Annotated in this window: 27 protein-coding genes and 1 pseudogene; 14 read left to right on the top strand and 14 right to left on the bottom strand. The window is 59.4% G+C overall.

Going from position 1 to position 26,121, the window contains the following annotated elements; all coding sequences use genetic code 11:
- Positions 1–5 precede the first annotated feature (5 nt).
- Positions 6–2,360: a TRAP transporter large permease subunit gene (locus tag ACR0FE_RS03265; RefSeq protein WP_170805524.1), complete on the top strand. Its 2,355-nt coding sequence runs from the start codon at positions 6–8 to the stop codon at positions 2,358–2,360.
- A 131-nt stretch (positions 2,361–2,491) separates the two neighbouring features.
- On the opposite strand, the gene ACR0FE_RS03260 is transcribed toward ACR0FE_RS03265, so the two are convergent.
- From ACR0FE_RS03260 to ACR0FE_RS03245, 4 genes are all read right to left on the bottom strand, one after another.
- On the bottom strand, positions 2,492–2,881 hold the full coding sequence (locus ACR0FE_RS03260) for a VOC family protein (protein WP_480910997.1): 390 nt from the start codon (positions 2,879–2,881) through the stop codon (positions 2,492–2,494).
- 9 nt (positions 2,882–2,890) lie between these two features.
- A complete protein-coding gene (locus ACR0FE_RS03255) occupies positions 2,891–3,715 on the bottom strand; it encodes an arginyltransferase (RefSeq protein WP_480490123.1) in 825 nt (274 codons plus the stop codon).
- A 77-nt stretch (positions 3,716–3,792) separates the two neighbouring features.
- Complete coding sequence (locus tag ACR0FE_RS03250) at positions 3,793–4,224, bottom strand: RDD family protein (RefSeq protein ID WP_480910994.1); 432 nt, start codon at positions 4,222–4,224, stop codon at positions 3,793–3,795.
- A 66-nt stretch (positions 4,225–4,290) separates the two neighbouring features.
- Positions 4,291–4,713: a DUF2852 domain-containing protein gene (locus ACR0FE_RS03245; RefSeq protein WP_170619150.1), complete on the bottom strand. Its 423-nt coding sequence runs from the start codon at positions 4,711–4,713 to the stop codon at positions 4,291–4,293.
- A gap of 153 nt (positions 4,714–4,866) precedes the next feature.
- On the opposite strand from ACR0FE_RS03245, the gene ACR0FE_RS03240 reads away from it, so the two are divergent.
- Genes ACR0FE_RS03240 through ACR0FE_RS03220 form a run of 5 tightly spaced genes read left to right on the top strand, consistent with a single transcriptional unit; the run spans position 4,867 to position 10,157 of the window.
- On the top strand, positions 4,867–5,256 hold the full coding sequence (locus ACR0FE_RS03240) for a nuclear transport factor 2 family protein (protein ID WP_170610947.1): 390 nt from the start codon (positions 4,867–4,869) through the stop codon (positions 5,254–5,256).
- Positions 5,257–5,305: 49 nt separating this feature from the next.
- Positions 5,306–8,101, top strand: coding sequence for a [protein-PII] uridylyltransferase family protein (locus ACR0FE_RS03235; RefSeq protein WP_480910990.1), 2,796 nt, complete (start codon positions 5,306–5,308; stop codon positions 8,099–8,101).
- A complete protein-coding gene (locus ACR0FE_RS03230) occupies positions 8,085–8,357 on the top strand; it encodes a hypothetical protein (protein ID WP_170610450.1) in 273 nt (90 codons plus the stop codon). The genes ACR0FE_RS03235 and ACR0FE_RS03230 overlap by 17 nt, the downstream gene beginning before the upstream one ends.
- Before the next feature lie 43 nt (positions 8,358–8,400).
- Positions 8,401–9,609, top strand: a complete 1,209-nt coding sequence (locus ACR0FE_RS03225) for an RSP_2647 family RNA methyltransferase (RefSeq protein ID WP_480910986.1) — start codon at positions 8,401–8,403, stop codon at positions 9,607–9,609.
- Positions 9,606–10,157 (top strand): RSP_2648 family PIN domain-containing protein, encoded by a 552-nt coding sequence (locus tag ACR0FE_RS03220; RefSeq protein ID WP_480910984.1) that lies wholly within the window; start codon positions 9,606–9,608, stop codon positions 10,155–10,157. The genes ACR0FE_RS03225 and ACR0FE_RS03220 overlap by 4 nt, the downstream gene beginning before the upstream one ends.
- A gap of 45 nt (positions 10,158–10,202) precedes the next feature.
- On the opposite strand, the gene ACR0FE_RS03215 is transcribed toward ACR0FE_RS03220, so the two are convergent.
- The 7 genes and pseudogenes from ACR0FE_RS03215 to ACR0FE_RS03185 form a co-directional block, all read right to left on the bottom strand.
- Entirely contained in the window at positions 10,203–10,892 is a 690-nt protein-coding gene (locus ACR0FE_RS03215; RefSeq protein WP_170805531.1) for a M48 family metallopeptidase, read from the bottom strand.
- Between the two features lie 81 nt (positions 10,893–10,973).
- Positions 10,974–11,271: pseudogene (locus tag ACR0FE_RS03210) on the bottom strand (antibiotic biosynthesis monooxygenase family protein).
- Positions 11,272–11,345: 74 nt separating this feature from the next.
- Positions 11,346–12,530 carry a vWA domain-containing protein gene (locus tag ACR0FE_RS03205; protein WP_480910982.1) on the bottom strand — a complete coding sequence of 395 codons (1,185 nt, stop codon included), beginning with the start codon at positions 12,528–12,530 and terminating at the stop codon, positions 11,346–11,348.
- Between the two features lie 4 nt (positions 12,531–12,534).
- Positions 12,535–12,705: a hypothetical protein gene (locus ACR0FE_RS03200; RefSeq protein ID WP_170610462.1), complete on the bottom strand. Its 171-nt coding sequence runs from the start codon at positions 12,703–12,705 to the stop codon at positions 12,535–12,537.
- 7 nt (positions 12,706–12,712) lie between these two features.
- Complete coding sequence (locus ACR0FE_RS03195) at positions 12,713–14,080, bottom strand: DUF2927 domain-containing protein (protein ID WP_480910979.1); 1,368 nt, start codon at positions 14,078–14,080, stop codon at positions 12,713–12,715.
- Positions 14,077–14,526, bottom strand: a complete 450-nt coding sequence (locus ACR0FE_RS03190) for an N-acetyltransferase family protein (RefSeq protein ID WP_480910976.1) — start codon at positions 14,524–14,526, stop codon at positions 14,077–14,079. Before ACR0FE_RS03190 ends, ACR0FE_RS03195 begins: the two co-directional genes overlap by 4 nt.
- A gap of 129 nt (positions 14,527–14,655) precedes the next feature.
- On the bottom strand, positions 14,656–15,501 hold the full coding sequence (locus ACR0FE_RS03185) for an AAA family ATPase (RefSeq protein ID WP_170610468.1): 846 nt from the start codon (positions 15,499–15,501) through the stop codon (positions 14,656–14,658).
- A 382-nt stretch (positions 15,502–15,883) separates the two neighbouring features.
- On the opposite strand from ACR0FE_RS03185, the gene dksA reads away from it, so the two are divergent.
- Both dksA and ACR0FE_RS03175 read left to right on the top strand, forming a co-directional pair.
- Complete coding sequence (gene dksA, locus ACR0FE_RS03180) at positions 15,884–16,306, top strand: RNA polymerase-binding protein DksA (protein ID WP_170610471.1); 423 nt, start codon at positions 15,884–15,886, stop codon at positions 16,304–16,306.
- Between the two features lie 72 nt (positions 16,307–16,378).
- Entirely contained in the window at positions 16,379–17,527 is a 1,149-nt protein-coding gene (locus ACR0FE_RS03175; protein WP_480910972.1) for an FAD-dependent monooxygenase, read from the top strand.
- A 4-nt stretch (positions 17,528–17,531) separates the two neighbouring features.
- On the opposite strand, the gene xth is transcribed toward ACR0FE_RS03175, so the two are convergent.
- Both xth and ACR0FE_RS03165 read right to left on the bottom strand, forming a co-directional pair.
- On the bottom strand, positions 17,532–18,311 hold the full coding sequence (xth, locus tag ACR0FE_RS03170; RefSeq protein WP_480910969.1) for an exodeoxyribonuclease III: 780 nt from the start codon (positions 18,309–18,311) through the stop codon (positions 17,532–17,534).
- A 200-nt stretch (positions 18,312–18,511) separates the two neighbouring features.
- The gene (locus tag ACR0FE_RS03165) at positions 18,512–18,835 is read right to left on the bottom strand and encodes a HesB/IscA family protein (RefSeq protein ID WP_480910966.1); all 324 of its coding nucleotides are present in this window, start codon (positions 18,833–18,835) and stop codon (positions 18,512–18,514) included.
- Between the two features lie 76 nt (positions 18,836–18,911).
- Between ACR0FE_RS03165 and ACR0FE_RS03160 the strand changes: the two genes are divergently transcribed.
- Positions 18,912–20,069: a deoxyguanosinetriphosphate triphosphohydrolase gene (locus ACR0FE_RS03160; RefSeq protein ID WP_480910963.1), complete on the top strand. Its 1,158-nt coding sequence runs from the start codon at positions 18,912–18,914 to the stop codon at positions 20,067–20,069.
- Here ACR0FE_RS03160 and ACR0FE_RS03155 read toward each other — a convergent pair whose 3' ends face one another.
- A complete protein-coding gene (locus ACR0FE_RS03155) occupies positions 20,070–20,621 on the bottom strand; it encodes a putative pterin-binding protein (RefSeq protein ID WP_480910961.1) in 552 nt (183 codons plus the stop codon).
- Positions 20,622–20,753: 132 nt separating this feature from the next.
- Here ACR0FE_RS03155 and argS point away from each other — a divergent pair, with 132 nt between their 5' ends.
- Genes argS through scpB form a run of 5 tightly spaced genes read left to right on the top strand, consistent with a single transcriptional unit; the run spans position 20,754 to position 26,088 of the window.
- Positions 20,754–22,499 (top strand): arginine--tRNA ligase, encoded by a 1,746-nt coding sequence (gene argS, locus ACR0FE_RS03150; protein ID WP_480910958.1) that lies wholly within the window; start codon positions 20,754–20,756, stop codon positions 22,497–22,499.
- A gap of 39 nt (positions 22,500–22,538) precedes the next feature.
- On the top strand, positions 22,539–23,651 hold the full coding sequence (locus tag ACR0FE_RS03145) for an SPOR domain-containing protein (protein ID WP_480910956.1): 1,113 nt from the start codon (positions 22,539–22,541) through the stop codon (positions 23,649–23,651).
- Positions 23,648–24,655 (top strand): beta-N-acetylhexosaminidase, encoded by a 1,008-nt coding sequence (gene nagZ, locus ACR0FE_RS03140; RefSeq protein WP_480910953.1) that lies wholly within the window; start codon positions 23,648–23,650, stop codon positions 24,653–24,655. The genes ACR0FE_RS03145 and nagZ overlap by 4 nt, the downstream gene beginning before the upstream one ends.
- Positions 24,645–25,439, top strand: coding sequence for a segregation and condensation protein A (locus ACR0FE_RS03135; protein ID WP_170677493.1), 795 nt, complete (start codon positions 24,645–24,647; stop codon positions 25,437–25,439). The genes nagZ and ACR0FE_RS03135 overlap by 11 nt, the downstream gene beginning before the upstream one ends.
- Complete coding sequence (scpB, locus tag ACR0FE_RS03130; RefSeq protein ID WP_170610498.1) at positions 25,432–26,088, top strand: SMC-Scp complex subunit ScpB; 657 nt, start codon at positions 25,432–25,434, stop codon at positions 26,086–26,088. Before ACR0FE_RS03135 ends, scpB begins: the two co-directional genes overlap by 8 nt.
- Positions 26,089–26,121 lie beyond the last annotated feature (33 nt).

The following is a 26,121-nucleotide window of genomic DNA, read 5'->3' as shown; positions in this document are numbered from 1 at the left end:
AGACAATGCTATTCGGACTTGATGGCGTCGAGATAGGCCTCATTATCGTATTCTTCTGCCTTTTCGGAGGCATTCTGAGCGGCTTTCCGGTGGCCTTCGCCATTGGTGGGGCCGGGGTGATCTCGTTCGGGATCATCGCGGCTCTGGACAGCGCCGGTTTGCTGGTCCATCAGGCAATCGACACCGGGTCACAAGCCTATCGGGACGTCGTGAATTCGGGTGTCAAACCAGATGTGATCTCGGTGTTTCGATATCCGGACTTGCCGAGAATCGCAGAACCGGTCTTTACCGCAGGATGGGAAACAGCGCTGGACCGGAACGTATCCTTCATCGTGAACCGGATGAACGAGCGTGTTCTGGCTGGGCAGTCGATTGAAACCCTTCTGGCCGTTTTGATGTTCGTGCTGATGGGCATCACCCTGGAACGCTCGAAAATCGCGAACGACCTGCTGACCACCATGGCCCGTGTCTTTGGCCCGCTGCCCGGTGGTTTGGCCGTTTCGATCGTGGTTGTGGGCGCGTTTCTGGCTGCCTCGACCGGTATCGTGGGCGCGACCGTAGTGACCATGGGTCTGCTGGCGTTGCCCACTATGCTGCGCAACAACTACTCGCCGGAACTTGCGACAGGTGTGATCGCTGCCTCGGGCACGCTGGGGCAGATCATTCCGCCCTCCATCGTGATCGTTCTGCTGGGAACGCTGGCGGGTGATCTGTATTCCACCGCACAGGAAACCCGGGCGGTTGAGGCCGGGTGTACCGACGCGCTGACCTACCTGGGTGAGCCTGCTGTGGTTTCGGTGGGTACGCTGTTTCAGGCGGCATTGCTGCCGGGTATCATGCTCGCGTTGCTCTATGCGCTTTATGCCTTTGGCTACGCTCTGCTCAACCCGGAAAAGGCGCCCGCGGTCGAGATGTCCGGCGGTGGCGGTGAACCAATCACGCGCGCCGAGGGTCTGACATGGCTGTTGGGTGCTCCGGTGGCATTGATCGCCGGTGCCTTTCTGCTGAGCAGTGTTGGCGTTATCGGAAGCCAGAATATCACTGTCTCCGGGTTTTCGGATATCGGGCAGGGCGCTTCGCTGCGGACCAGCGTGTCGGCCGAATGTCAGGCGTCGATGATCGAGCTACATGGGCAGCAAGCATGGGATCAGGCCGTCGCCGAGCAAGAGGCGATTGACGCTGCCGGTGGCGTGTCCGAGGCGCAGCGGCTGAGCGAGGAAGAACTGGCCGCCGCGCAGGAAGCCAAGATCGCTGCCGCAGCGCCGATCGGAACCGGCGTTGCGATTGTTGTGGTACTGTTGGGCCTGACACTGGTGCTGGGCCGCGGCATCGCGCCGTCCCGTCCCGTGCAGCCCTTGATCGTGGGTGGGATTGGCTTGTTGCTGATGCTGCTGGTCGATGTGCTGCTGGTTGCGCCGACGACCACGTCAGGGGCCACGTTCGTGCTGTTGGCGTTGCCTTTTGCGCTGGCCATCTATGGCTGCAAGGAGGCCGCCGCGCGCTGTGCGACCAATGATCTGATCCGCGTGGTGTTCCCGCCGCTGGTTCTGATCATCGCCGTTCTCGGCTCGATCCTTGGTGGTGTGACCAACCCGACACCGGCAGCCGCGCTGGGGGCTGGTGGTGCGATCATGCTGGCTGCATACCGCAAGCTGAAGGATCAGGAACGGTCGGGTAATATTATCATCTGGTCGACCTTTGCCGTGATCATCTGTTTGCTGCTTGGGGTGAATTTCGACCTTAGGATCAATCAGGGCGGTGTCACCGCTGAGACCTGGATAGCCTTCTTCCTGGCCTACGGTACCTATCTTTTCGCCTTGTTCGGCTTGCTGTTCGGATGCTGGGTGTTGTTCTCCAGCGGCGTTCTGACACCTGTGGTGCGGGAAACCGCAAAAGTGACCTCGATGGTGTTCACGATCCTGATCGGCTCGCAATTGCTGAACCTGGTGGTGATCTCGTTCGGGGGCGAGCACTATATCCAGCAATTCCTCAAGAGTTTCGACAACGAGTTCACGGTCTTCCTGATCGTGATGCTGGTGCTGTTCATCCTTGGGTTCGTGCTGGATTTCCTGGAAATCATCTACATCGTGATCCCGATCGTGGGACCTGTGATCTATGGCGGGTCGTTCGATCCGAAATGGGTGACGATCATGGTGGCGGTGAACCTGCAGACCTCGTTCCTGACACCGCCATTTGGGTTTGCGCTGTTCTACCTGAGGGGCGTTGCGCCTAAGGAGGTGACAACAGGTCATATCTATCGTGGGATCGTTCCGTTTGTCCTGATTCAGGTCGTGGGCATCGGAATCCTGTGGTTCTTCCCATCGATTGTGACCATTGTGCCGGATCTGATCCCGAATTGATCAAAGACTGACAAAATGAAAAGGGGGCCTTCGGGCCCCCTTTGCTTTGAACTTTGTATGAAGGGGCCAGCCCCTTCCTGGCCTTTGGCCAGTTCATCCCCGGGATATTTTCAGCCAGATGAAGATACGGATCAGGTGAACTGGATCAGGTCCCAGCGATTGCCGAACGGATCGCACCAGACGGCGACGGTGCCATAGGGTTCGTGGCGGGGGTCTTCTTCGAAATGGACACCGTTTTCACGCATTGCGGCGTGGTCCCGTTGGAAGTTGTCAGTTTCCAGAAAAAAGCCGACACGGCCGCCTGTTTGATTGCCGATGGCGGCCTTTTGGTCGGGACCGTCAGCCTGTGCGAGCAAAAGCGATGCGCCTCCGGAACCCGGTGGCGCAACACGAACCCATCGCTTGCCTTCGCCAAGCGCAATATCCTGCAACAGCGCAAAATTCAGTGTTTTGGTATAGAATGCAATCGCCTCGTCGTAATCCGGAACCACCAGCGTGACGGCGTGCAGGTTTTGGCGCATGGATGCTGTTCAGCCTTTAGTCGGGTGGCGGTCAGGCAGCTGAATATTGGCGACTTGTTCCGCAATCGGAGCTGTAGACAATGGATGATGCTGCGCGTCAGGCAGGCCATCAGGATCCCGGATAGGTTTCCATTCGTTTTGAATATACGCTTCCAGACCCGAGAACCGGGCCTTGTATCCCATTTTGGGACTGCCCGGAACCCAGTAACCCAGGTACACGTAAGGCAGGCCAGCCTCGCGCGCGATATCGATATGATCGAGGATCATGTAGGTGCCAAGCGAATTGGACGGTTGGGCGGGGTCGTAAAAGGAATAGACCATGCTGAGCCCGTCATCGAGCACATCTGTCAGGCTGACAGCGATCAGATCGCCGGTTTTGGGGTCAGCATATTCAACCACTCGACTGCGGATCGGCGTTTCCTCAATCATCGCGGCGAACTCGAAAACGTCCATGTCCGCCATACCGCCATCGGCGTGGCGGGTATCGAGATAGCGGCGAAACAGCTCGTACTGTTCGTCCGTCGCCCAAGGGGAGTTGGCGCGGCGCTCCAGACCCTCATTGCGTTTTGCGGCGCGCCTCTGGCTTTTGTTGGGTTGAAAGGTCGACACGTCGATCCGGGCGGACAGGCAGGCGGCGCAGTCCGTGCAGGACGGGCGGTAGAGTACATTTTGAGATCGGCGAAAACCCTGTTGGGACAACGAGTTATTCAACTGATCGGCGCCATCACCCTGAAGGGCGGTGAACAATTTACGCTCCATCCTGCCCTCAAGATAAGGACAGGGCTGTGGTGCCGTCACATAGAATTGTGGCGCTATTGGCAGCGTGTGTCGCATGAAAGTCCCGTGTATCCCGCAACGCGATGATAGCAACGCTTCCACGAGCCGCCAAGTGATTCAAGGCGTCGGTTCTTTTATGCCCGCTGGTTGATCATGACGGTTCCAAGGAACGCGTCGGTCAGCCCCTGGCAGCGGGAACTGGTCAGCATCATGATGACAGAGATGATCTGGATCACGAAGAATGCCATGCTGACAAAATAGCCGGCGGTATGGGCCAGTGCTTTGCCGGTATCCATCCGTGCACCGAAGGCATCGCGCAATTCAATGTTCATGAAGCGCATTCCCAGCGTCGCGGATCCGTTAGAGATGGTGACAACCCGGTACACAAAGCTGATGATCCCGTAGGTCAGGGGCAGGAAGAAAACGCCCATTCCAAATGTCAGGAAGACCGGGACGATGCAAAGAAGCGAGATGAAGGCGATGTCGAAAAGCCATGCGACAAAGCGTTTGGTCGCCACGGACTGATAGAATTCAGGCTGGCGGTCGGGATCGGGCAGGTGGGTCATCAAAGGAATTCCGGGAGGTTATGCAGGTGTACCCTGTCCCGAATGACGGGACAGGGCAAGGCTGGATCAGGCGCGCTCGCCGTTTTCCGGCTCATCATGGTTTTCGCGGGCGCGTTCATCCATGAACTGGTCGAATTCGGCCTTGTCCTTGGCTTCGCGCAGGCGATGCAGAAATGCTTCGAAATCTGCCTGTTCACGCTCCAGTCGGGCCAGCGTGTCGGCCTTGTAGGCGTCAAATGCGCTGTTGCCCGAAGGTTTCATGGCGCTCATGTGGCTGTGCCAGGTTTTGCGGCGGCTGCAGGATTTGCTGAACATACGTTTGCTCCAGATCATGTAGGCCAGAAGGGCCAGGCCAATCGGCCAGAAAATGATGAAACCAAGCACCATGACGGCGATCCAGGCGCCTTTGCCTTTGTCGTCAAGCCAGGCCTCGGAACGGTGCAGCCATCCCGGGTTTTGGGGAGTGGCGTGGTCGGACAATGCGGTCATTTCAGGTCTCCGGGGTTGATGTAAATCGTCTTCACATCACCAAGATGGGAGCGGTAAAACCGGGTTGCAAGGGGTAATGTGAAAAAGATTTACATTTTGGCAATTTCCTCAACTGCGGTTGACGCAGGGGCGTCACGCGCGCAGGTTCCGGCTATGGATGACCGCGAATACAAATCCGCCCCGACATTGGAAGAAATCCTTTCGCTTGAACGCCAGGTCTGGACGGCGCTGGTCGAGGGGGACGCGACGGCTGACCGGGCCTTGCTGAGCCCGGATTTCTTAGGCGTATACCCAACGGGCTTTGCGAACCGTGACGCTCATGTCGGGCAGTTCGCGGATGCGCCGACGATGGCCAGTTTTGAACTCGGCGATGCGAGGCTCCGGGTTTTGACGGAGGACATCGTATTGCTGAGTTATCGCGCTGACTACACGCGCCCGAATTCGAAGATGAAAGAGGCGATGTTGATTTCATCTCTTTGGGAAAGGCGGCACGGCGTTTGGGTGAACAGTTTCAGTCAGGACACGCCTTTGACCGGAGAGTGACCGGATTGTCTCATTGACGTTGCTCAACGGTGATGCGCAACCTGCGCGCATGACAGATGCACTTGCCATTATTCGCGCACCGCTTGCCTATGATCCCGTTTTGGGGGCCGAGACGCGGGCGTTGGTGCCCGATCTGACCAGCGAACAAGGTGATCTGATCGCCGGAACAGCCGGTTCCAGTCCTTATCTGAAAAGCCTTGTTGAACGAGAGGCCGAATGGCTGTCGGGCGCATTGCACCACCCTGATCAGGCGCTGGCAGATGTGATGGATACCGCCCGTGCTTTGCCGCCGGATCAGTTGAAACCGGGGCTGCGGCAGGCCAAGCGGCGCGTGGCCTTGCTGACCGCGCTTGCTGATCTGTCCGGGGCCTGGCCTCTGGAAAAAGTGACCGCAGCGCTGACCGATTTTGGTGCGCTGGCAGCGGATGTCGCCGCCAAGGCGGAAATCGCGGCTCTGATCAGACGCGGTAAACTGCCGGGAATGACCGAGGAAGATGTTGTAAACGCTGCGGGAATGGTCATCCTGGCTATGGGCAAGATGGGTGCGCACGAACTGAATTACAGTTCGGACATCGATCTGATCGTCTTGTTCGACGAGACACGTTTCGAACCGGATGATTTCTATGACGCGCGGCAAAGCATGGTGCGCGCGACCCGCAATTTCTGCGCCACGCTGAGCGAGAAAACCGCTGATGGCTATGTCTTCCGCACCGATCTGCGGCTGCGCCCCGACCCGGCCGTGACACCGGTGTGCATGGCGATGGAAGCGGCGGAACGGTATTATGAAAGCCTGGGCCGCACGTGGGAACGTGCCGCGTATATCAAGGCGCGCCCCTGCGCGGGCGATATTTCCGCCGGGGACAGGTTTCTTGACGCGCTGCGCCCTTTTGTCTGGCGCCGCCATCTGGACTTTGCAGCGATTCAGGACGCCCACGACATGCGCTTGCGCATTCGGGAAAACAAGGGGACCGGCGGCACGCTGACCATTCCCGGCCATGACATGAAACTGGGGCAGGGTGGCATTCGGGAAATCGAGTTCTTCACCCAGACACGCCAGTTGATTGCGGGTGGCCGCGACCCGGATCTGCGGCTGCGCGCAACGGTTCCGGGGTTGGCGGCGCTGGCGAACAAGGGGTGGGTGCCGCAGGACGTTTCAGAAAAGCTCAGCGATCATTACCGTGCTCATCGCGAGGTTGAGCACCGCATCCAGATGATTCACGACGCCCAGACCCACAAGGTTCCGAAATCCGAAGACGGAATTGAACGCGTCGCCTGCCTGATGGGGATCAGCAGCGCCGCGTTGCAATCGGACCTGACCCGCAGGCTGACCGAAGTACATGAACTGACCGAAGGGTTTTTCGCCCCGGGGCATGGCCAACGGCCGACCTCGGTAGAAAGCGTAGAATTTGACAAGAACGTTTTAGCCCGCTGGCCGACTTACCCCGCTTTACGCTCGCAGCGCGGCGCACGGATATTCGAACGCCTGAAGCCCGAATTGCTCTCGCGTCTGGCCAAGACAGCCCAGCCCGACGAGGCGTTGCAGGCGCTTGATGGGTTTCTGGCCGGATTGCCCGCCGGGGTTCAGTTGTTTTCCCTGTTCGAAGCCAACCCGCAACTGATCGACCTGCTGATCGATATTGTCGGTACTTCGCACGCACTGGCCACGCATCTGTCGCGCAACGCTTCGGTTTTTGATGCCGTTATTGGCGGCAGTTTCTTTGCCGATTGGCCCGGGCAGGCCGCGCTTGAGGCTGAGTTGACGCAGGCGTTGTCTGGTGAGGACGATTATGAATCCCGGCTGGATCTGGCACGGCGCTGGTGCAAGGAATGGCATTTCCGCATCGGTGTACACCACCTGCGCGGATTGATTGACGGTGTAGAGGCCGGGCGGCAATACGCCGAACTGGCTCATGCCGTGATCGCCGCAATCCTGCCCTGCGTGGCCGAACAGTTTGCCCGCAAACATGGTCCGGCGCCGGGGCGCGGGGCCGTGGTTCTGGGCATGGGCTCGCTAGGGGCGGGGCAGATCAACTCGCAATCCGATCTGGACATGATTGTCATCTATGATCCGCTGGATCAGGATATGTCGGACGGGCCGCGTCCGTTGGGCACGCGTCCGTATTTTGCGCGATTTACACAGGCCCTGATCACCGCCTTGTCTGCACCGATGTCGCAAGGACGGCTTTACGAGGTCGACATGCGCCTGCGCCCCTCCGGCAATCAGGGTCCGGTGGCTACAAGCTGGGCCAGTTTTACCAATTACCAGAAAAATGAGGCCTGGGTGTGGGAACATCTGGCGCTGACCCGTGCCCGCGTCGTGGGCGGTGACCCGGACCTTGGCGATGCGATCGAAACCTTCCGCGCAGATTTCATGGCGCAGCCGCGCGATCGGGACAAGATCTTGCGGGAGGTCGCCGAAATGCGGGAACGGCTTGCCGCCGCAAAATCGCCGGCTGGTATCTGGGATGCCAAGAACGGCCCGGGGCGGATGATGGATATCGAACTGATGGCCGAAACCGGAGCGTTGCTGGCCGGCATTCCCCAACGCGACGTGCATTCCGGGCTGGATGGCGCGGTCGCTGCCGGGTTGCTGGATGTCGCGCAGGCACAATCCCTGAAGGACTGTTACGACCTATGCTGGTCGGTACAATGCGCTGCGCGACTGCTGTCGGGCAAAGTGATCGAGGCAGATCAGATCGGCGAAGGCGGCACCGCCTTCCTTTGCCGGGCCACCGGATTTGACCAGGTCAGCCAGTTGCAGAACGCGCTGCAGGAAAGCTACGATACGGCCGCCCGGCTGATCGGGATGGTGATGCAAGGGGAAGACGATGGGCCGAAACTCTGATCCAAACGATCACAAGGGTCTGATACTCGAAGCCTATCGCATAGACGGCATCACTTTGCCCGAATGCCGCAGTATCTTTCTGGACTGGGCGCTCAGCTTGCCTGCGGATCGTGATCAGACGCAGGCCCTGACCGAGTTGCACGCGGCTTATGCAACTGAAAATGCTGAACATCCTATGACGAAGGTACTGCGTGAGGGGCTTCAAACCGCTCAGGCTCCGAAGCGGCGCGGCGGCTGGCGCGGGCGCGACAGGTAAACAAGGGGTTTCGCAGGCCCGCGTTCGCCACTAAGAGGGCGGCATGACCCAGCCTGCTGAAACAGATCGCCCTTCCATCCGTCTGAAACCCAAGGCCAATGCGCGCGGTCTGCGCCATGGTTTTCCCTGGGTTTATGCCAATGACATCGTCACCGACCGCCGCACGCGAAAAATCCCGGCTGGTTCGCTTGCCGTTCTGGAAGATGACAAACGGGCGCCGATAGCGCTAGTGGCGGTCAACCCGGATTCAAAAATCATGTGCCGCGTTCTCGATCGCGATCTGAACGCACGGCTTGATGCAGCGTGGTTCGAAACTCGCCTGACACGGGCGCTGGAGATGCGCGAGCGTTTGTACGACGCACCCTATTACCGCCTCGTGCATGCCGAGGCTGACGGATTCCCCGCTGTCATCATCGATCGTTTTGGTGACGCCTGCGTGATCCAGCCCAACGCCGCTTGGGCCGAAGCTCATCTGGACAGGCTGACCGATGCGCTGGTCAAGGTGACCGGGGTTTCCACGGTGCTCAAGAATGCCTCTGGTCGTACGCGCGGGCTGGAAGGGCTGGATGATGTGAACATGACCCTGCGCGGTACGGTCCCGGATGCTCCGTTGCCCGTTCCGATGAATGGCGCGACCTACATGGCCGATCTGACGGGCGGTCAAAAAACCGGCCTATTTTACGATCAACGCCCAAATCACGCCTTTGCCGCCAGACTGGTGCATCCCGGTGCTCAGGTACTGGACGTGTTCAGCCATGTGGGCGGCTTCGGTCTGGCGATGTTGGCGGGCGGCGCTGCTGGTGCGCTATCCGTGGATGGATCTGCGGCAGCGCTGGACCTGGCGACCAAGGGGGCCGCGGCCTCGGGCTTTTCCGACCGCTTCAGCACGCGGCAGGGTGATGCGTTCGATGTTTTGACCCAGTTGGGCGAAGAAGGAGCCCGCTTTGACGTTGTGGTCTGCGACCCCCCGGCATTTGCACCTTCGAAACAAGCGCTTGATGCCGGTTTGCGGGCCTATGAACGTGTTGCGCGTCTGGCCGCCCCGCTGGTCAAACCCGGCGGGTATCTGGGCTTGTGCTCCTGTTCTCACGCGGCGGATCTGGGCCGCTTCAGGGACGCATCCGCCCGCGGGATCGGGCGGGCCGGGCGGCAAGCGCAACTGATCCACACAGGTTTCGCCGGTTCCGACCACCCGCAGCTGCCGCAACTGGCCGAAAGCGGCTACCTCAAAGCGGTGTTCTTCCGACTGTGAAGGCGGTTCTGGACACCTGCGTCATCTACCCCACGGTGATGCGAGAGATGCTGCTGGGCGCGGCCCGTCTGGGCCATTTCACACCTGTCTGGTCGGATCGTATCCTCGAGGAATGGGCCCGTGCCGCGCGCAAGCTGGGCCCTGACGGTGAAATGCAGGCCCGCGCCGAAATCGCTCTGACACAGACGCAATGGCCGGGCGCAGCAAAGTCAGCGGCTCCGGGTATCGAAAACCGACTGTGGCTGCCTGATGCCGCCGACATCCACGTGCTGGCAACAGCAATCGCCAGTTCCGCTGATGTTATTGTCACGGTAAACGCCAAGGATTTTCCCAGGAACCTTCTGGCCGAAGAGGGACTTGACCGCGTCGACCCCGATACATTTCTGCATGGTTTCTGGACTACCGACCCCAACGGAATGGCCCAAAACGCCGCGCGCGTTCTGGCCGAAGCCAACCGTCTGTCCGGCGATCAATGGACCATGCGCGCGCTCATGAAAAAAGCCCGCCTGCCGCGTCTGGGCAAAGCGCTGCATACGACTTCTGTTTGAAAGTCCCTCGGAGAGCGAAAGGGGCGGCGCCCCCAAGTTCCGACCCTAACCGTTTGATCCCCAACGCTGTTCAAGGACTTCCAGCGCCGCAATCCGCTCATCCGTCTTCGGATGGCTCATCAACCAGGCCGGAACAACACCGGCGCGCTGCTGGGTCAGGCCTTCCAGCTTGTGAAACAGTGATTTCTGCGGGCCAATTCCGATCCCTGCCTTGGTCAGAAGCGCAGCGGCATACTCATCCGCCTCATACTCATCGCCACGCGACAGTCGCGATGCCAGCAGATGCGTCAGCATATTGGCAATCCAGGCACCGATGAAGGGAATGAACCGGTTCAGCAGCATCATCAGCGCTGCGCGCAAAGCGTTCTGCCCGGAAAAGTCGATCATCCGCCGCCGTGCATGTCCAAGCGCAACATGGCCCAGCTCATGAGCGATGACACTGGCCATTTCTTCGGCAGAAACCTCTCCGTTTGCGAATTTCCGGTAAAAGCCGCGTGTGATGAAGATGCGGCCATCCGGCGAGGCCAGCCCGTTAACCGGATCAATCTCGTAAATATAGACCGGCACCCGATCCACATTCAAAGCGGCAGCCAGCCGGTCGGTCATCCGCTTCAGTGCCGGGTCTGCCAGCTCGGTCGATTTGGCATCCAGTTCCCGATGCGTGCGCCAGACCGAGATGCGATACATCACGACGGCATAGGCTATGGCCAGCAGGATCGGGGTCAGACGAAGCATAGTTCAGATATGGGCGTGCAGGCCGGTCAGGGCAACCTGAATTCTCGGATTGAACGCTTGTTTTGATCTGGGCATTTGAACTCAGGTTTCGACCAGATTGTAGTGCTTTATCAATCTGCTTTCGACCAGTTCAGCCTCGGCGGCGTCGATATGCGGGCTGGCGTAATCTTCCCCGACAAAGGCTTTCAGGGCGTCCAAACTCTCCCAAACCATGACAAAACTGAATTCTCTGGGGGGTCTCTTTCCGCGGCGCACCAGGAAGCACATTTACAATTCCCTTGGTGCTTTTCATAAGCGGAATAGCGATTTCATGAAAAAACCTGCCAAACTCTTCCTCTTTGCCAGGGCGTGCTACAACCTGAAAGATGCGAATGATCATTTTCGTGTACCTCTCCGACATGGTGAGAATGGTACATCATAACATGGTGCGCCTTGCGCCCGGCTCCCCTGACGTTACCGCGTCAGTTCGCGCATCCCTTGCTCCAGTCCAGCCAGTGTCATCGGCACCATGCGATCCTCGAAAATCTCCCGGATCATTCCGATCGAGTGAGTGTATTCCCAGTATTTCTCGGGGACCGGATTGATCCACAGGTTCGATGTCCACTGCTCGCGCGCGCGTTGCAGCCAGACCTGACCGGCCTCTTTGTTCCAATGCTCGTTCGCGCCACCGGGATAGGCGATCTCGTAAGGGCTCATCGAAGCGTCGCCGACAAAGATACACTTGTAGTCCGGACCATAGGTGCGCAGCACTTCGTGGGTCGGTGTCTGTTGATCCCAACGGCGGCGATTGTCGCGCCAGACGCCTTCATAGAGGCAGTTGTGGAAATAGTAGTATTCAAGATGCTTGAACTCGGTCCGGGCGGCCGAGAACAGCTCCTCGACCACCTTGATATGCGGGTCCATCGAACCGCCCACGTCCAGAAACAGCAGCACTTTTACGGCGTTGTGACGTTCAGGCCGGGTTTTGACATCCAGATAGCCGTGTTCTGCCGTGGCCCGGATGGTTCCGTCCAGATCCAGTTCTTCGGCAGCCCCTTCACGGGCCCAGCGACGCAGGCGTTTCAGTGCCACTTTGATGTTGCGCGTGCCTAGTTCAACTGTGTCGTCTAAGTTTTTGAATTCACGCTTATCCCAGACCTTGACCGCGCGCTGATGGCGGCTTTCCTTCTGACCGATCCGTACGCCTTCGGGGTTGTAGCCATAGGCGCCGAACGGCGAGGTTCCGGCGGTGCCGATCCACTTGTTGCCGCCTTGGTGGCGGCCTTGCTGCTCCTTCAGACGCTCGCGCAGCGTCTCCATCAGCTTTTCAAACCCGCCCAGAGCCTCGATTTCGGCCTTTTCCTCGTCACTAAGGTGCTTTTCAGCCATCTTGGCAAGCCATTCGGCGGGGATATCGACCGCCTCCAGCACCTGATCGAAACCGATTTCGTTCAGTCCTTCGAAGCTGGCGGCAAAGGCCCGGTCGAATTTGTCGATGTTGCGTTCGTCCTTCACCATCGACACGCGGGCGAGGTAATAGAAGGCCTCGACATCATAGGTGGCAAGCCCTTTTTTCATCCCTTCCAGAAACGTCAGATACTCGCGCAGAGACACCGGAATGCCTGCTTTGCGAAGGTTTTCGAAGAAGGGCAGAAACATCGGATCAGGCTACCAGACGAACCAGGATCAGGGACATCACCAAACCTGCCAATGCGAACGCGATGCCGTATCCGGCGGCGTATTGTGCAATGTCCGCCCCGGACCCATTGCGTTTTCGCGCGGTCAGCGCCCCCAGAATTGCGCCCAGAACCGCCATGCCCAGAACCACTACCATTCGCCTGTCATCCGTTGTTTTCAGTGTTGGCGTTCGTCGCGGCGACTTCCTGAGTCACAGAACGCATTACCAGATCCGAGCCGAAGCCGTATCTTGCCCACCCAAGACTGTCCAGCCTGACGGCGCGTGCCTGTTCCGGGCGACCGGCCTGATTGAGAGCTTCGGATTTCAACAGCAGCAGCGTGGCCAGGATCGAGGCGTTTTCGGCCTTTGTCATGACATCAATCGCGTTGTCCAGTTGAGGCAGAACCTCCGGCCCTCTGCCTTGCGCCAGCGAATAGGCAGCGGTCTGTGTGGTGACATGCGCCCTATGAACTTCGGTGCCGGGGGTCTGCATCAGATATTGCATGGCAATGTCGTACTGACGTTTCGCTTCCAGCGGGTCATCGAACTGGGCCATGCGGCCCAACAGATAGTGTGGGTAAGCGCGGCGATGATCTGTCCAGCCGCGCGCTTTTCCGATCCGCGCTGCGTTCTCGGCCGCCCGGACCTGTCTGGACGAGCCCTGACCCGGCCCAAGCGCCTTCTGTATCGCAACAATCCACTCGCGCGGCGTTTCCGAAACGGGTTGCTTCGGCAATCTGTCACCGCGTGGGTTCAGGCGGCTCAGAACTCCGGGCAGGGCGGCCGCGACCTGTTCAGGGGTCATGCCGTTGCGCAGTTCGGGCGCGTAGGCGGTGCGCAGGATCAGCATGTCAAAGCCGGTCAGGACGGTGTGGATATTGTCGTCGTTGAAAACCGAATCCGGCAGGTGATACAGGTCATTCAGCGGCCCCAGCGCTTGCGCCAGTTCCTCGTGAAGGCAGTCGCGCATTTCCTGTGGGCTAACGTCGTATGGGATGAAAATCCCCAGACGTTCGCGCTTGCGCAATTCGGTCCAGTTGCTTTTGCGTTTACGCCGGTCGCGGCGGTATTCTTCAAAACTGGATGCGTTTGGCACCACAAAACAGGCGGCATTGGGCAAGATGCTGTGGATTTGTTTCTGACCGACCGCCTCGATGGTAATGTTGGCCTGACCGTCCCTGATCTGACGGATGTCGATCCCGGCTTCACGTTGCAGGCGGGTCAGCAACCTGGTCAGATCGCGTTGCATGCTGGCGGTCGGAGTGCCGGTCAACCGGACAGTGACCGGACCTTCAAAGCGCGTGAACACGGGCAGAACCGCGCCGGATTCCAGTGCGAAATGCAGCGACATAAAATCAGCAGCGATGTTTCCGTTCGAGCGCGCGGGCGGCATCGGATAAGATCTTGTGAACATCTTTGCCGGGGGCAGCACGGTTTCCACCGCTTGCACCCGGGTCGGGGGTTCCGTCGTTTTGACAGACGCACAGCCCGCCGATGCGGCCGCCAGACAAAGAGCAACCCATCGCATCATGGACGCTGATACCTGATAAACGGAGTCTGCTTTCCAATGCGGTCGTAGAGTTTTCGGGCAGTATGATTGAAATCCTGGGTCAACCAGTAGACTGACGGCGCACCTTGGCGATCCGCCTCGTCATAGACCGCCTGGATTAGTGCCCGCCCGACACCCGTGCCGCGCGCTTCGGGGCGTGTGAACAGATCCTGCAGATAGCAAACCTGTTCAACCTTCCAGGCGTGGCGGTGAAACAGGAAATGAGTCAGCCCGATCAGTTGCCCGTCCAGTTCGGCAACGAAACAGGAAAAATCACTTGGGTCATCTCCCAGAAGACGGGAAAAGGTCGTGTCATAGACGTCGTCCGGAACCGATGTTTCGTAGAACGCCAGGTAGTCGCGCCACATGTCGGACCACTGATCCCTGTCCTCGCTACGCAAGGGGCGAACTGTTGGGGCGTCGGGCATCTGTTGCAGATCCTGTCAATTCATGTCGGTCTCGGGGCGCGATGCGCCGGGGCTGGCCGGAGTTATGCTGACATCCGGTCGGACCCAAGGCAACCCGCGATCACCCGATGTTCAGCCATATCGGCGGAATTACCGCTTGCTGCGCGCCATGAAAGCAAGGCGTTCGAACAAATGCACGTCCTGCTCGTTCTTAAGCAGTGCGCCATGCAGCTTGGGCAGAGCGTTGACACCATCACGCTTCAGGTCTTCGGCTGTCAGATCCTCGGCCAGAAGCAGCTTGAGCCAGTCCAGCACTTCCGAGGTCGAAGGTTTTTTCTTCAACCCCTGAGTTTCGCGGATTTCGTAGAACTGGGTCAGGGCCGTGGTCAGCAGCGCGTCCTTGATGCCTGGGTGGTGCACGTCGACGATCCGGCGCATCGTGGCCTCATCCGGAAAGCGGATGTAGTGGAAGAAGCAGCGGCGCAGGAATGCGTCGGGCAGTTCTTTTTCGTTGTTCGAGGTAATGATTACGATCGGCCGGTTTTTGGCGCGGATGGTCTCTCCGGTCTCGTAGACATGGAACTCCATCTTGTCGAGCTCCTGCAGCAGGTCGTTTGGAAACTCGATATCGGCCTTGTCGATCTCATCGATCAGCAGAACGACCTTTTCGTCCGTCTCGAATGCCTGCCACAGCTTGCCCTTGCGGATGTAGTTCGACACGTCGTGCACGCGCTCTTCGCCCAGCTGGCTGTCGCGCAGGCGGCTGACAGCATCGTATTCATACAGACCCTGTTGCGCGCGGGTGGTCGACTTTATGTTCCATTCGATCATTCTCAGACCCAGCGCACCGGCCACCTGCTTGGCCAGTTCGGTCTTGCCAGTACCGGGTTCACCTTTGACCAGCAACGGGCGTTCAAGGGTCACAGCGGCATTGACGGCGATATTGAGGTCGTCTGTGGCAACATATTCGGCTGTACCTTGGAAACGTGTGGTCATTGGGCCCCCGTGTCGTATCGTGCCCGTCATGGGCGGAATTTGCGCCCCTTGGGGTACAGAGGGCGGGCGGGTTTGACAACCCGCGCCGCTGCGTCCGTGCAGGCAAAATTGCAGCCCGGGAAGGCCTGGGAATTGATTCGCCCTCATCCTAAAGTTGCGCTGTTAACAAACTGCCCGGAAAAGGCCCGGAAAACTCCACAGAAAAACAAGGTTTTCCCTTGCAAAGTATCATTATTAGATACTGACATGATGACGGCGCAGCAGTCCGGGTTTTGTGTAGTGACATTCCCTGCGCCGTCGGATAAATGCTGCGCAGAGGGGGTGCCAAATGTCAGGTGAAACGACCGCGACCGACGTTTCTGGCCGTACCGAGGGAGCACAAATGAAACAGGAAGTTTTTCTGCCGGAAGATTATCGACCGGCCGAAGATGAACCGTTCATGAACGACCGCCAGCTTGAATATTTTCGACGCAAGCTGACCGATTGGAAGAATGAACTTTTAGCAGGCAGCCGCGATACCATCGAAGGGTTGCAGGGCAACACGCGTAACATCCCGGATGTCGCCGACCGCGCAAGCGAGGAAACAGACCGCGCGCTGGAACTGCGTACCCGTGATCGTCAGCGCAAGCTAGTGGCTAAGATCGACTCGGCGCTGCGCCGGATTGACGAGGGCGAATACGGGTATTGCGAGATGACGGGCGATCCGATCTCGCTTAAGCGACTGGATGCGCGTCCGATTGCGACCATGACGCTTGAGGCGCAAGAGCGTCACGAGCGCCGTGAAAAAGTCCACCGCGACGATTAACCGCCGGAATATTGCAATTCAAAAACGCCGGGGCCATTGGCTCCGGCGTTTTTTGTGCGGTAAGTCTGATTCATGAATACTCAGGGTTTGAAAATCGCGGTTGTGGGTGCGGGAATCGGCGGCCTTGCCGCTGCCACCGCATTGCGTCAGACCGGAGCTGATGTGGTGGTCCTTGAACAGGCCAGCGACATCAGCGAGGTCGGGGCCGGGTTGCAGATCAGTGCCAACGGCATGGTGGTGCTGAAAGCATTGGGTGCGGTGAGTGGCGCCATCGAATCTGGCCAGCGGTCCTATGGAACGGTTTTGCGTGATTACAAAACCGGCCGCTTCATCAGCCGAATACGGGAACCTTCGGCAGGTCCCACTTATTACTATCACCGGGCGGACCTGATTGAATTGCTGCTGAACTCCGCCCAGGCGGCTGGCGTGGAAATCCGTTTGAACAGCCAAGTTCAGGACATCCGGGAAGACGACGATAGTGTCGAGATCCGGATGGCAAACGGTGATCTGCTGACGGTCGATTGTCTGATCGCGGCAGATGGCGGCCGCAGCGCCATTCGTCCCTATCTGAACGGCGAAGAGATACCGGGTTTTTCCCATCAGATTGCCTGGCGCGCGACAATCCCCTGGAGTGTCGAGCTGAGCGCACCCAAGGCGCATTTGACGATGGGGCCGGGGCAGCATGTCGTGACTTATCCCCTGCGGGATCAGAGCCTTATGAACATTGTCGCGATCGAGGAACGATCAGACTGGCAACAGGAAGACTGGCGCCTTGCGGGTGATCCGGAGGAATTGCGCCAACGGTTCTCGGATTTTGGCGGAAAAGTGCGTGAGATTCTGGGCGAAGTGCAAGAGACTTTTGTCTGGGCGCTTCACCTTCGGCCGGTTGCACGGAAATGGCAGAATGGACGCATTGCCTTGCTGGGGGATGCCGCCCATCCGACGCTTCCGTTTATGGCGCAGGGCGCCTGTCTCGCACTGGAAGATGCACTGATACTGGCGCGTTCGTTTCAGGCCGACAGTCTGGCGGATGCGCTTGGCAATTATGAAACCGCGCGCGCTGCGCGCGCCAGACAGGTAGTCGAAACGGCAACTGCCAATGCGCGCAACTTTCATCTGCGCGGGCCGATGCGCGTAGCAGCACAGATGGCACTGACCGCAATGGGGCCGCGACTGGGGCGGCGGTATGAGTGGATCTACAGTTACGACGCCACGGCGTGACGATTTACAGATCGAAATCGACCCAGACCGGAACGTGGTCGGATGGTTTTTCCTGTCCGCGAACCTCGGCATCGATCCGGCAATCGCGCATCAGGTCGGCCGCCTGAGGGGTCAGCAGAAAATGGTCAATGCGAATACCGTCATTCTTGTTCCAGGCCCCGGCCTGATAGTCCCAGAATGAATAGTGGCCCGGCCCCTGCGTGCGTGCCCGAAACGCCTCGGTAAACCCAAGGTTCAGGATCTTGCGAAACGCTGCACGGCTTTCCGGACGAAACAGGGCGTCCTCGCGCCAGGCGTCCGGACGTTTGGCATCTTCGGCCTGAGGGATGATGTTGTAGTCACCGGCCATCAAGGCGGGCTCTTCACTGGCCAACAGATCTTTGGCCCGCTCATAAAGCCGGTCCATCCACGCCAGTTTGTAATCGTATTTCGGTCCCGGAACGGGATTTCCGTTCGGCAGATACAAACCGCAAATGCGCAGAGCCTTTTTGCCGACGACAGTCGCCTCGACCCAGCGTGCCTGTTCATCCGCATCATCGCCCGGCAATCCGCGGGTCACGTCCTCTAGCGGCAACTTGGACAGGATGGCCACGCCATTGAAACTTTTCTGGCCGTGGGTCTCGACGTTGTATCCCCGCTCTTCGAACATTTCCCGTGGGAAATTCTCGTCTACCGATTTGATTTCCTGAAGAAGCACCACATCCGGTTGCGCATCGTCCAGCCACCGGGGCAGCGCTTCGGCCCGCGCCTTGATGCCATTGATGTTGAATGTGGCGATTTTCATGCGCGGTCCTCCGTGGCTTTGGGCAACCTATCGCCCAGAAAAGGCCCTGCGGCAAGATCATGGGCGGATTTGCGAGGCTCGGCCTCGCCGTTCGAGGTTCTTAAGACAGAAGCAGAGCAGGGACCATGCTTCTTTTGTCTGTAAACGCCTTGGGGGAGTCGGGTCTTTCCCGGGGTGGGGTAGAGCCCCCATTTGAGTCGCTACATTGAGAAAGATGTGCCGCAGCCACAGGAGGACGTGGCATTGGGATTATCAATCACAAACCGCGCCCCGATCAGTTCCTGCGAGAAATCGATCACCGCATTTTCAAGAAACGGCAACGAGACCGAGTCCACAATGACCTTCTGGCCTTTTCCTTCCAGAACAAGGTCATCCTCTTTCGGGACATCCAGCGCGATTTCGTATTGAAAACCGGAACATCCGCCGCCTTCCACTGCAACGCGCAGGGCCTGACCCTGATCTGCCGCGCCGATTTCAGCCAGTCGATCAAAAGCGCGTTCTGTAACTGTCGGAGGCAGATTCATGCCGGGCTCCAAAGGTTTATTTCCGCATTACCTTACAATATAGAAATTGCAAGGACAGGCGACAAGGACAAGACTATTGGAGCGAGCGTGTTTTGCCTCGGATCCGGGCCGCGCAAGGGGGCGGCTAGTTCCCGAGGAGGAAAGCAGTTTCCGGTCATGCTTTCAGCGCGACCGGGACAGGATCATTCATGCCAGCGCGTTTCGACGCCTCAAGCACAAGACGCAGGTGTTTGTCGAGCATGAGGGTGACAGCTATCGCACGCGCCTGACCCATTCCATCGAAGTCGCTCAGGTCGCGCGCACGATTGCTGGCGCGTTGCGGCTGAACCCCGAACTGACCGAGGCCGTCGCGCTGGCTCATGATCTGGGGCATACACCTTTCGGGCACACCGGCGAGGACGCATTGCACGCTTTGATGAAACCCTATGGCGGCTTTGATCATAACGCCCAAGCCATTCGGATCGTCACGAGGCTGGAGCGCCATTATGCCGAGTTTGATGGTTGCAACCTGACCTGGGAATGTCTGGAAGGCATCGCAAAGCACAACGGCCCGGTTGTCGGTGACCTGCCGTGGGCACTGGCGGAATGCAATCAGGGTTTCGACCTTGAACTGCACACCCATGCAAGTGCCGAGGCTCAGGTGGCTGCGCTGTCGGATGACATTGCCTATAACAACCACGACCTGCTGGATGGCTTGCGCGCAGGTTTGTTTTCGGACGATGAGATCCTGCAACTTCCTATCGTCGGCGATTGCTACTCGGAAGTGGATCAAAAATACCCGGGTCTGGACGCGTACCGTCGTCGGCATGAAGCGCTTCGGCGGGTCTTTGGTGTTATGGTCGCTGATGTCATCGACACATCAACCAAACTGATTGCGGCTTCCGGCGCGCAATCGGTCGAGGATACTCGCAACCTTGGCTATCCGGTTGTGCGGTTCTCAGACGACTTGTGGGCGCGGCTCCGGGAAATCCGAGCCTTCTTGTTTTCGCGCATGTATCGCGCGCCCAGCGTCATGAAAGTGCGGGCCGAGGTCGGAAAAGTTGTTGAGGAACTTTTCCCCATCTACCTGAGCGACCCGAAACAGATGCCCGCGCGCTGGCACGAGGACATCGAAGCCGCCCAAGGTGAAACCGCGTTGGCGCGCATAGTCTCGGACTATATCGCCGGTATGACGGACCGGTTCGCCTTGCAGGATCACGCAAGGCTGACCGGTGTTTCAGCTACGAAGGACTGACTACTCGACCCCGATATAGGCCAGCGCCCAGACCTGTTGCCCGGATTGTGTCTGGGCTAGGTCGGCGTCATCGGTGGGCGGGAATACGATCATGGTGGGGCCATATCCGCCGATCCCCATTGGTGCGCCATCTGCGTGGGTTGCAACAATGGGCTTGTGGGCGGCGATGCTGTCCCACGCAATTTCGGCTTGATAGCCGTCCATGGCCATGGGCCTTGTTGTTTTGCCTTCCGCACCCGCCATCTTCATCACGTCCGACAGAAGTGGCCCGGAAAAGGCAATCTCTCGCTTGTTTCCTTCGCGGCCATAGGTGATTGAAATCTCGGTCTGTTCCAGCGCATCCAGCATTGCCGCATCAAAGCCTGCGCCGCCATCGTGCTGGACCTCGAGGTATCCCAGCAATCCGCCGTCATTTTCGCTGCGCGCGGGCAGGTTTGTCTGGGATATCGCACCGCCCAGGGTCAGCAACACGTGGCCTTGGGGCGAAGGTATATCCGCCCAAACCGGCAGGGATGTTGTCAGCAGCAGGGCAAGGGGCAGGGCAAGACGCATAATTGGTACTCCTGTTGGTGGTTTTTGCCGACATTAGCCCGGTTCACGTCTAAACCAAGCCTAAACTGATCGCTTCCATTGACCTTGCCGCTTTGCGTGGTAAACCGCCGGGCAAGCAAAAGGACATCCGTAATGAACCTGTTTTCCGAGATCCGCGGCCTAGTATTGGACGCGCTGGCGCAGATGCAGTCCGAAGGCGCTTTGCCCGAAGGGCTGAGCTTTGACAACGTGGCCGTCGAGCCGCCGCGTGACGCCGCGCATGGCGACATGGCGACCAACGCGGCGATGGTGCTGGCGAATCCAGCAAAGATGAAGCCGCGCGACATTGCCGATGTTCTGGCCGGGAAACTGGCGGCGGATGACCGGATCACCAGTGCCGAGGTCGCCGGGCCGGGCTTTTTGAACCTGCGTCTGGCACCCGCTGTATGGCAGGGTGTTCTGGCTGCCGTGCTGGAAAAGGGCACAGACTATGGCCGTTCGACCATGGGTCACGGGCAGAAAGTGAACGTGGAATACGTGTCCGCGAACCCCACCGGTCCGCTGCACGTGGGCCATACGCGGGGGGCGGTATTCGGTGACGCTCTGGCAAGCCTGCTGGCCTACTCGGGCCACGATGTGACGCGTGAATATTACATCAACGACGGCGGCGCGCAGGTCGATGTGCTGGCGCGGTCTGCCTATGAACGCTATCGCGAAGCCAACGGACTGAGTCCCGAGATCGCCGAAGGGCTGTATCCCGGGGATTACCTGATCCCGATCGGTGAAGCGCTGAAAGAGAAATACGGCGACAGCCTGATCGACAAGCCGGAAAGCGAATGGCTGGAAGAGCTGCGCGACTTTGCCACCGATGCGATGATGGATCTGATCCGGGCCGATCTGAAGGCGCTGGGCGTCGAAATGGACGTGTTCTTCTCCGAAAAGTCGCTCTACGGCACGGGCCGGATCGAGGCGGCGCTGCAATCGCTGACCGACAAGGGCCTGATTTACGAAGGCGTACTTGAGCCGCCGAAGGGCAAAAAGCCCGAGGATTGGGAACCGCGCGAGCAGACCCTGTTCAAGTCGACCGAGCATGGCGACGATGTCGACCGTCCGGTCAAGAAGTCGGACGGCAGTTGGACTTATTTCGCCCCGGACATCGCCTATCACTATGACAAGGTTAGCCGCGGCTTTGACGCGCTGATCGATGTGTTCGGCGCGGACCACGGTGGCTATGTCAAACGGATGAAGGCGGCTGTATCGGCGCTGTCCGATGGCAAGGTGCCGCTGGATATCAAGCTGACCCAGTTGGTGAAACTGTGGAAGAATGGCGAGCCGTTCAAGATGTCAAAACGGGCAGGGAACTTTGTCACTCTGCGCGATGTGGTCGATCAGGTTGGGCCAGACGTGACCCGCTTTGTGATGCTGACGCGCAAGAACGACGCGCCGTTGGATTTCGATTTCGACAAGGTGCAGGAACAGAGCCGCGAGAACCCCGTGTTCTACGTGCAATACGCCCATGCCCGCGTCATGAGCGTGCTGCGCCGCGCAGCCGAGGCGGGGATTGCCACAGATGACGCGACCCTTGCCGGGGCGGATTTGGGCAAGAACGACCATGCCTCTGAACTGACGGTCGCCAAAAAACTGGCCGAATGGCCGCGTCTGGTGGAAATCGCCGCGCGTACCAACGAGCCGCACCGGGTTGCATTCTACCTGTACGAGCTTGCGGGCGACTTCCACGCGCTGTGGAACAAAGGCAATGACGAAACCCAACTGCGCTTTATCCAGGATGGCGATGTTGCCACAAGCCAGTCGAAAATCGCTTTGGCCCGGGCCGTTTCTGTTGTGATTTCAGCGGGCTTGGGTATTCTTGGCGTCACTCCGGCGCAGGAGATGCGGTAACCAACACCGCCCGAACCGCCGGATCGAGGCAGACAAGAAATGACCCGCGCGCCACGTATTAAGGCGCATTCGGGCGGTGAGGCGGAAATGACGAGTTACGATTACTCGGGGCAGACAGGCCCCGGGCACATGCATTACACGAATCAAGCGCATCCCGAAGATGGCTATGATTTTTCCGACGACATGCAGGATTATGATGCCCCGCACAGTGCGGTTGGACTGGGCCGGATCGTCAATGTGCTTGGTGCGGTCGCCTCTCTGGCGCTGGTCGCCGGTGTCGCTGTCTGGGGTTACAAACTGATCATGCGCGATGTCAGCGGGGTCCCGGTGGTGCGCGCTGTCGAAGGACCGATGCGTATCCAGCCGGAAAACCCGGGTGGAACACCCGCCGATCACCAGGGGCTTGCCGTGAACGCAGTCGCCGCGCAAGGCTCGGCCGCCGCGCCGGCTGATCGCCTGATCCTTGCACCGCGTCCGGTTTCATTGGCGGACGAGGATGCTCCGATGGGCACCTTGAAGCCGACAAAGGCCGTTCACCACATCGAAGAGCCGATCTCGGATCAAGAGGCCGCGCGGTTGCGGCAGGGCTCAGTTGACGCGCTGGTTGCCGAGCTGGCCCAGGAAGCTGCCAGCCCCGATCAGGTGGAAGAAGAAGGCGTGCAATTGGCCTCGCTGTCCACGCTTGATGACGAGCCCGCCATTGATCCGGCTGATCTGGCCGCACAATTGCCGGATCCAGAACTGGCGGTTCTGCCCGGCGTTCGCAGATCTCTGCGTCCGGTGGTGCGACCGGCGCGCGCGGTGCATCGCGGTGTGCCTGCGGACAGCCAGACCGAGGCCGCAATCAATGCCGCCGTCAAAGCGGCGGTCGGGCTGGATGTTGATCCGAATGCACTGCCGAAGGGCACCCGGATGGCCCAGTTGGGGGCCTATGAAAGCGTTGAAGTCGCGCAGGCAGAATGGGGCCGGATGAGCGGGCGATTTGATGAATATATGGATGGAAAGCAAAGAGTTATCCAGAAAACCTCAAGTGGTGGCCGGACGTTCTATCGCCTGCGCGTTCTGGGGTTCGACGATCTGAGCGACTCGCGTCAGTTCTGCGCGGCGCTCCAGGCACAGGGGGCTGACTGCATCCCAGTTGCAGTACGGTGACATTTGGTGCCGCGATCACCGATGCCGAAGGCCTGCGTCTGACGCCTGATGAAAAGAGCCTGTTCCGTCAGATGAACCCTTTTGGGTTTATTCTGTTTGGCCGCAACATCGACACCGCAGATCAGATCCGTGCCCTGTGCGATGATTTCCGCGAGGCGGTGGGCCGCAACTGCCCCATCACAATCGATCAGGAAGGCGGCCGGGTTCAGCGCTTGCGCTCGCCTTTGGCCAGGGAATGGATGTCCCCACTGGACCACGCCAGCCGCGCTGGCGATCAGGCCGAACGCGCCATGTACCTACGCTATCGTCTGATTGCGAATGAGTTGTTCGAGTTGGGGATCGACAGCAATTGCGCCCCGATGGTTGACCTGGCCCGCGACGAAACGCACCCGTTTCTGAAGAACCGCTGCTACGGCACTGATCCTGCATCGGTTTCGAAAATTGGCAATGCCGTGGCGCAGGGGCATCTGGATGGTGGTGTCCTGCCGGTTATCAAGCATATGCCGGGGCATGGTCTCTCGACTTTGGACAGCCACCATGACCTGCCGCATGTGGATCTGGAACAGGACGAGTTGGCACAGGCCGACTTTGCACCGTTTCGCGCCCTTAACGACCTGCCAATGGGGATGACCGCGCATCTGGTCTACGACCGGATCGATCCACAACCGGCAACGATTTCGCCGACGATGATTGCGTTGATCCGCGACAAGATCGGTTTTGATGGCCTGATCATGACCGACGATATCTCGATGAAGGCGCTCAGCGGCGCGCCCGAAGACATTGCCGGTCAGGCACTTGCCGCAGGGTGCGACGTGGTTCTGCACTGCAACGGGTGCTTCGAAGCGCGGGCCAGAGTACTTGAAGCTGCCGGAGAGATGACCGGGCAGGCGCAAACCCGCGCTGAACGGGCGCTGGCGATGCGCAAAGCCCCTCGGGAACTTGACATCCCCGCGGCCGAGGCGGAACTATCTGCCCTAATGGGCGGGCAGGTGTATGAACGATAACCTTTTCAGCGAAGACCCGGTCTCAGTCGCGGACCGGCTGGCAGCCGAGGCGCTGATTGTTGACGTCGACGGGTTCGAGGGCCCGTTGGATGTGCTGCTGACCTTGTCACGGACGCAAAAGGTCGATCTGCGCAAAATCTCGGTTCTGGCGCTGGCGCAGCAATATCTGGCCTTTGTCGAAAAAGCCCGTGCACTGCGGATCGAACTGGCTGCCGATTATCTGGTTATGGCCGCCTGGCTGGCGTTTCTGAAGTCCCGTCTGTTGTTGCCCCCTGACCCGGATGATGAAGGCCCCTCGGGCGAGGAACTGGCCGCCCATCTGGCGTTCCAGTTGGAGCGACTGCAGGCGATGCGCGACGCGGCCGCGCGTTTGATGGCGCGCGACCAGCTTGGGCGCGACTTTTTCAAACGCGGGCAGGGCGAGGATGTCACCCGCATCCGCACCGTGACGTACTCAGCGACGCTGCTGGACCTGATGCAGGGCTATGCGCGTATCCGGACCCGCGACGAGTTCCGCCCGTTTGTGATGGACCGCGACGCCGTATTCACCATGGAGCAGGCGCTTGAGCGGATGCGTCCCCTGATCGGGTTCGCTGGCACCTGGACAGATATGGAGACCTATCTGCCCGAGGGCTGGAATGCCGACCCGATGCGGCGGCGCTCTGCCACGGCGGCAACGTTTGCAGCCTCGCTGGAACTGGTGAAAGAAGGACACATGGAGATCAAGCAGAGCGAAACCTTTGCTCCGATCCATCTGCGCAAGAGGACTGACACTCGTGACTGACGCCCCCGAAGACGAAGGCACCGGCACCCTGTTCGAAGCGCCGCCCCTGGCGGAACAGGAACGTATGGTCGAGGCCGTGCTTTTCGCCAGTGCCGAGCCGGTGACGATCGCCGATCTTGAGGCGCGCATGCCTCATGGCAGCAACGCCGCGCAAGCTGTTGAATTGTTGCAGAAACGTTATGAGGGGCGGGGCGTGCGCGTGGTGCGTGTGGGCGAAGCCTGGGCGATCCGTACCGCCCCCGATCTGGGTTTTCTGATGCAGAAGGAAACGGTCGAGACCCGCAAACTCAGCCGTGCCGCGATTGAGACGCTGGCCATTGTGGCCTATCACCAACCCTGTACCCGAGCCGAGATCGAGGAAATTCGCGGCGTTTCGGTATCACGCGGAACCATCGACCAGTTGCTGGAAATGGAATGGATCAGGCTGGGCCGTCGCCGCATGACACCGGGTCGACCGGTGACATTTGTTGTGACACCGGAGTTTCTGGATCATTTCGGGCTTGAGAATGCCCGCGATCTGCCGGGCCTCAAGGAATTGCGCGCCGCCGGTCTGCTCGAGAACAGGCCCCCTCCGGGCACGATCCCGCTGGGTGAAGGGCGCGAAGAAGAGGCGGACGACGAGCAGACCGAGCTGTTCGAGGGCGAGTAGGCAGGACGCCCATTTGTTGCCGCATGGATCGAC

Source organism: Ruegeria sp. K7, assembly GCF_056531785.1.
The sequence above is the reverse complement of the archived record's forward strand: the minus strand, read 5'-3'. Positions and strand labels throughout refer to the sequence as shown.

Bases quoted from the DNA above. Each gene is read 5' to 3' on its own strand.
- ACR0FE_RS03265 (WP_170805524.1), top strand. From the start codon at position 6: ATGCTATTCGGACTTGATGGCGTCGAGATAGGCCTCATTATCGTATTC.
- ACR0FE_RS03260 (WP_480910997.1), bottom strand. From the start codon at position 2,881: ATGCGCCAAAACCTGCACGCCGTCACGCTGGTGGTTCCGGATTACGAC.
- ACR0FE_RS03255 (WP_480490123.1), bottom strand. From the start codon at position 3,715: ATGCGACACACGCTGCCAATAGCGCCACAATTCTATGTGACGGCACCA.
- ACR0FE_RS03250 (WP_480910994.1), bottom strand. From the start codon at position 4,224: ATGACCCACCTGCCCGATCCCGACCGCCAGCCTGAATTCTATCAGTCC.
- ACR0FE_RS03245 (WP_170619150.1), bottom strand. From the start codon at position 4,713: ATGACCGCATTGTCCGACCACGCCACTCCCCAAAACCCGGGATGGCTG.
- ACR0FE_RS03240 (WP_170610947.1), top strand. From the start codon at position 4,867: ATGGATGACCGCGAATACAAATCCGCCCCGACATTGGAAGAAATCCTT.
- ACR0FE_RS03235 (WP_480910990.1), top strand. From the start codon at position 5,306: ATGACAGATGCACTTGCCATTATTCGCGCACCGCTTGCCTATGATCCC.
- ACR0FE_RS03230 (WP_170610450.1), top strand. From the start codon at position 8,085: ATGGGCCGAAACTCTGATCCAAACGATCACAAGGGTCTGATACTCGAA.
- ACR0FE_RS03225 (WP_480910986.1), top strand. From the start codon at position 8,401: ATGACCCAGCCTGCTGAAACAGATCGCCCTTCCATCCGTCTGAAACCC.
- ACR0FE_RS03215 (WP_170805531.1), bottom strand. From the start codon at position 10,892: ATGCTTCGTCTGACCCCGATCCTGCTGGCCATAGCCTATGCCGTCGTG.
- ACR0FE_RS03205 (WP_480910982.1), bottom strand. From the start codon at position 12,530: ATGTTTCTGCCCTTCTTCGAAAACCTTCGCAAAGCAGGCATTCCGGTG.
- ACR0FE_RS03200 (WP_170610462.1), bottom strand. From the start codon at position 12,705: ATGGTAGTGGTTCTGGGCATGGCGGTTCTGGGCGCAATTCTGGGGGCG.
- ACR0FE_RS03195 (WP_480910979.1), bottom strand. From the start codon at position 14,080: ATGATGCGATGGGTTGCTCTTTGTCTGGCGGCCGCATCGGCGGGCTGT.
- ACR0FE_RS03190 (WP_480910976.1), bottom strand. From the start codon at position 14,526: ATGCCCGACGCCCCAACAGTTCGCCCCTTGCGTAGCGAGGACAGGGAT.
- ACR0FE_RS03185 (WP_170610468.1), bottom strand. From the start codon at position 15,501: ATGACCACACGTTTCCAAGGTACAGCCGAATATGTTGCCACAGACGAC.
- dksA (WP_170610471.1), top strand. From the start codon at position 15,884: ATGAAACAGGAAGTTTTTCTGCCGGAAGATTATCGACCGGCCGAAGAT.
- ACR0FE_RS03175 (WP_480910972.1), top strand. From the start codon at position 16,379: ATGAATACTCAGGGTTTGAAAATCGCGGTTGTGGGTGCGGGAATCGGC.
- xth (WP_480910969.1), bottom strand. From the start codon at position 18,311: ATGAAAATCGCCACATTCAACATCAATGGCATCAAGGCGCGGGCCGAA.
- ACR0FE_RS03165 (WP_480910966.1), bottom strand. From the start codon at position 18,835: ATGAATCTGCCTCCGACAGTTACAGAACGCGCTTTTGATCGACTGGCT.
- ACR0FE_RS03155 (WP_480910961.1), bottom strand. From the start codon at position 20,621: ATGCGTCTTGCCCTGCCCCTTGCCCTGCTGCTGACAACATCCCTGCCG.
- argS (WP_480910958.1), top strand. From the start codon at position 20,754: ATGAACCTGTTTTCCGAGATCCGCGGCCTAGTATTGGACGCGCTGGCG.
- ACR0FE_RS03145 (WP_480910956.1), top strand. From the start codon at position 22,539: ATGACCCGCGCGCCACGTATTAAGGCGCATTCGGGCGGTGAGGCGGAA.
- ACR0FE_RS03135 (WP_170677493.1), top strand. From the start codon at position 24,645: ATGAACGATAACCTTTTCAGCGAAGACCCGGTCTCAGTCGCGGACCGG.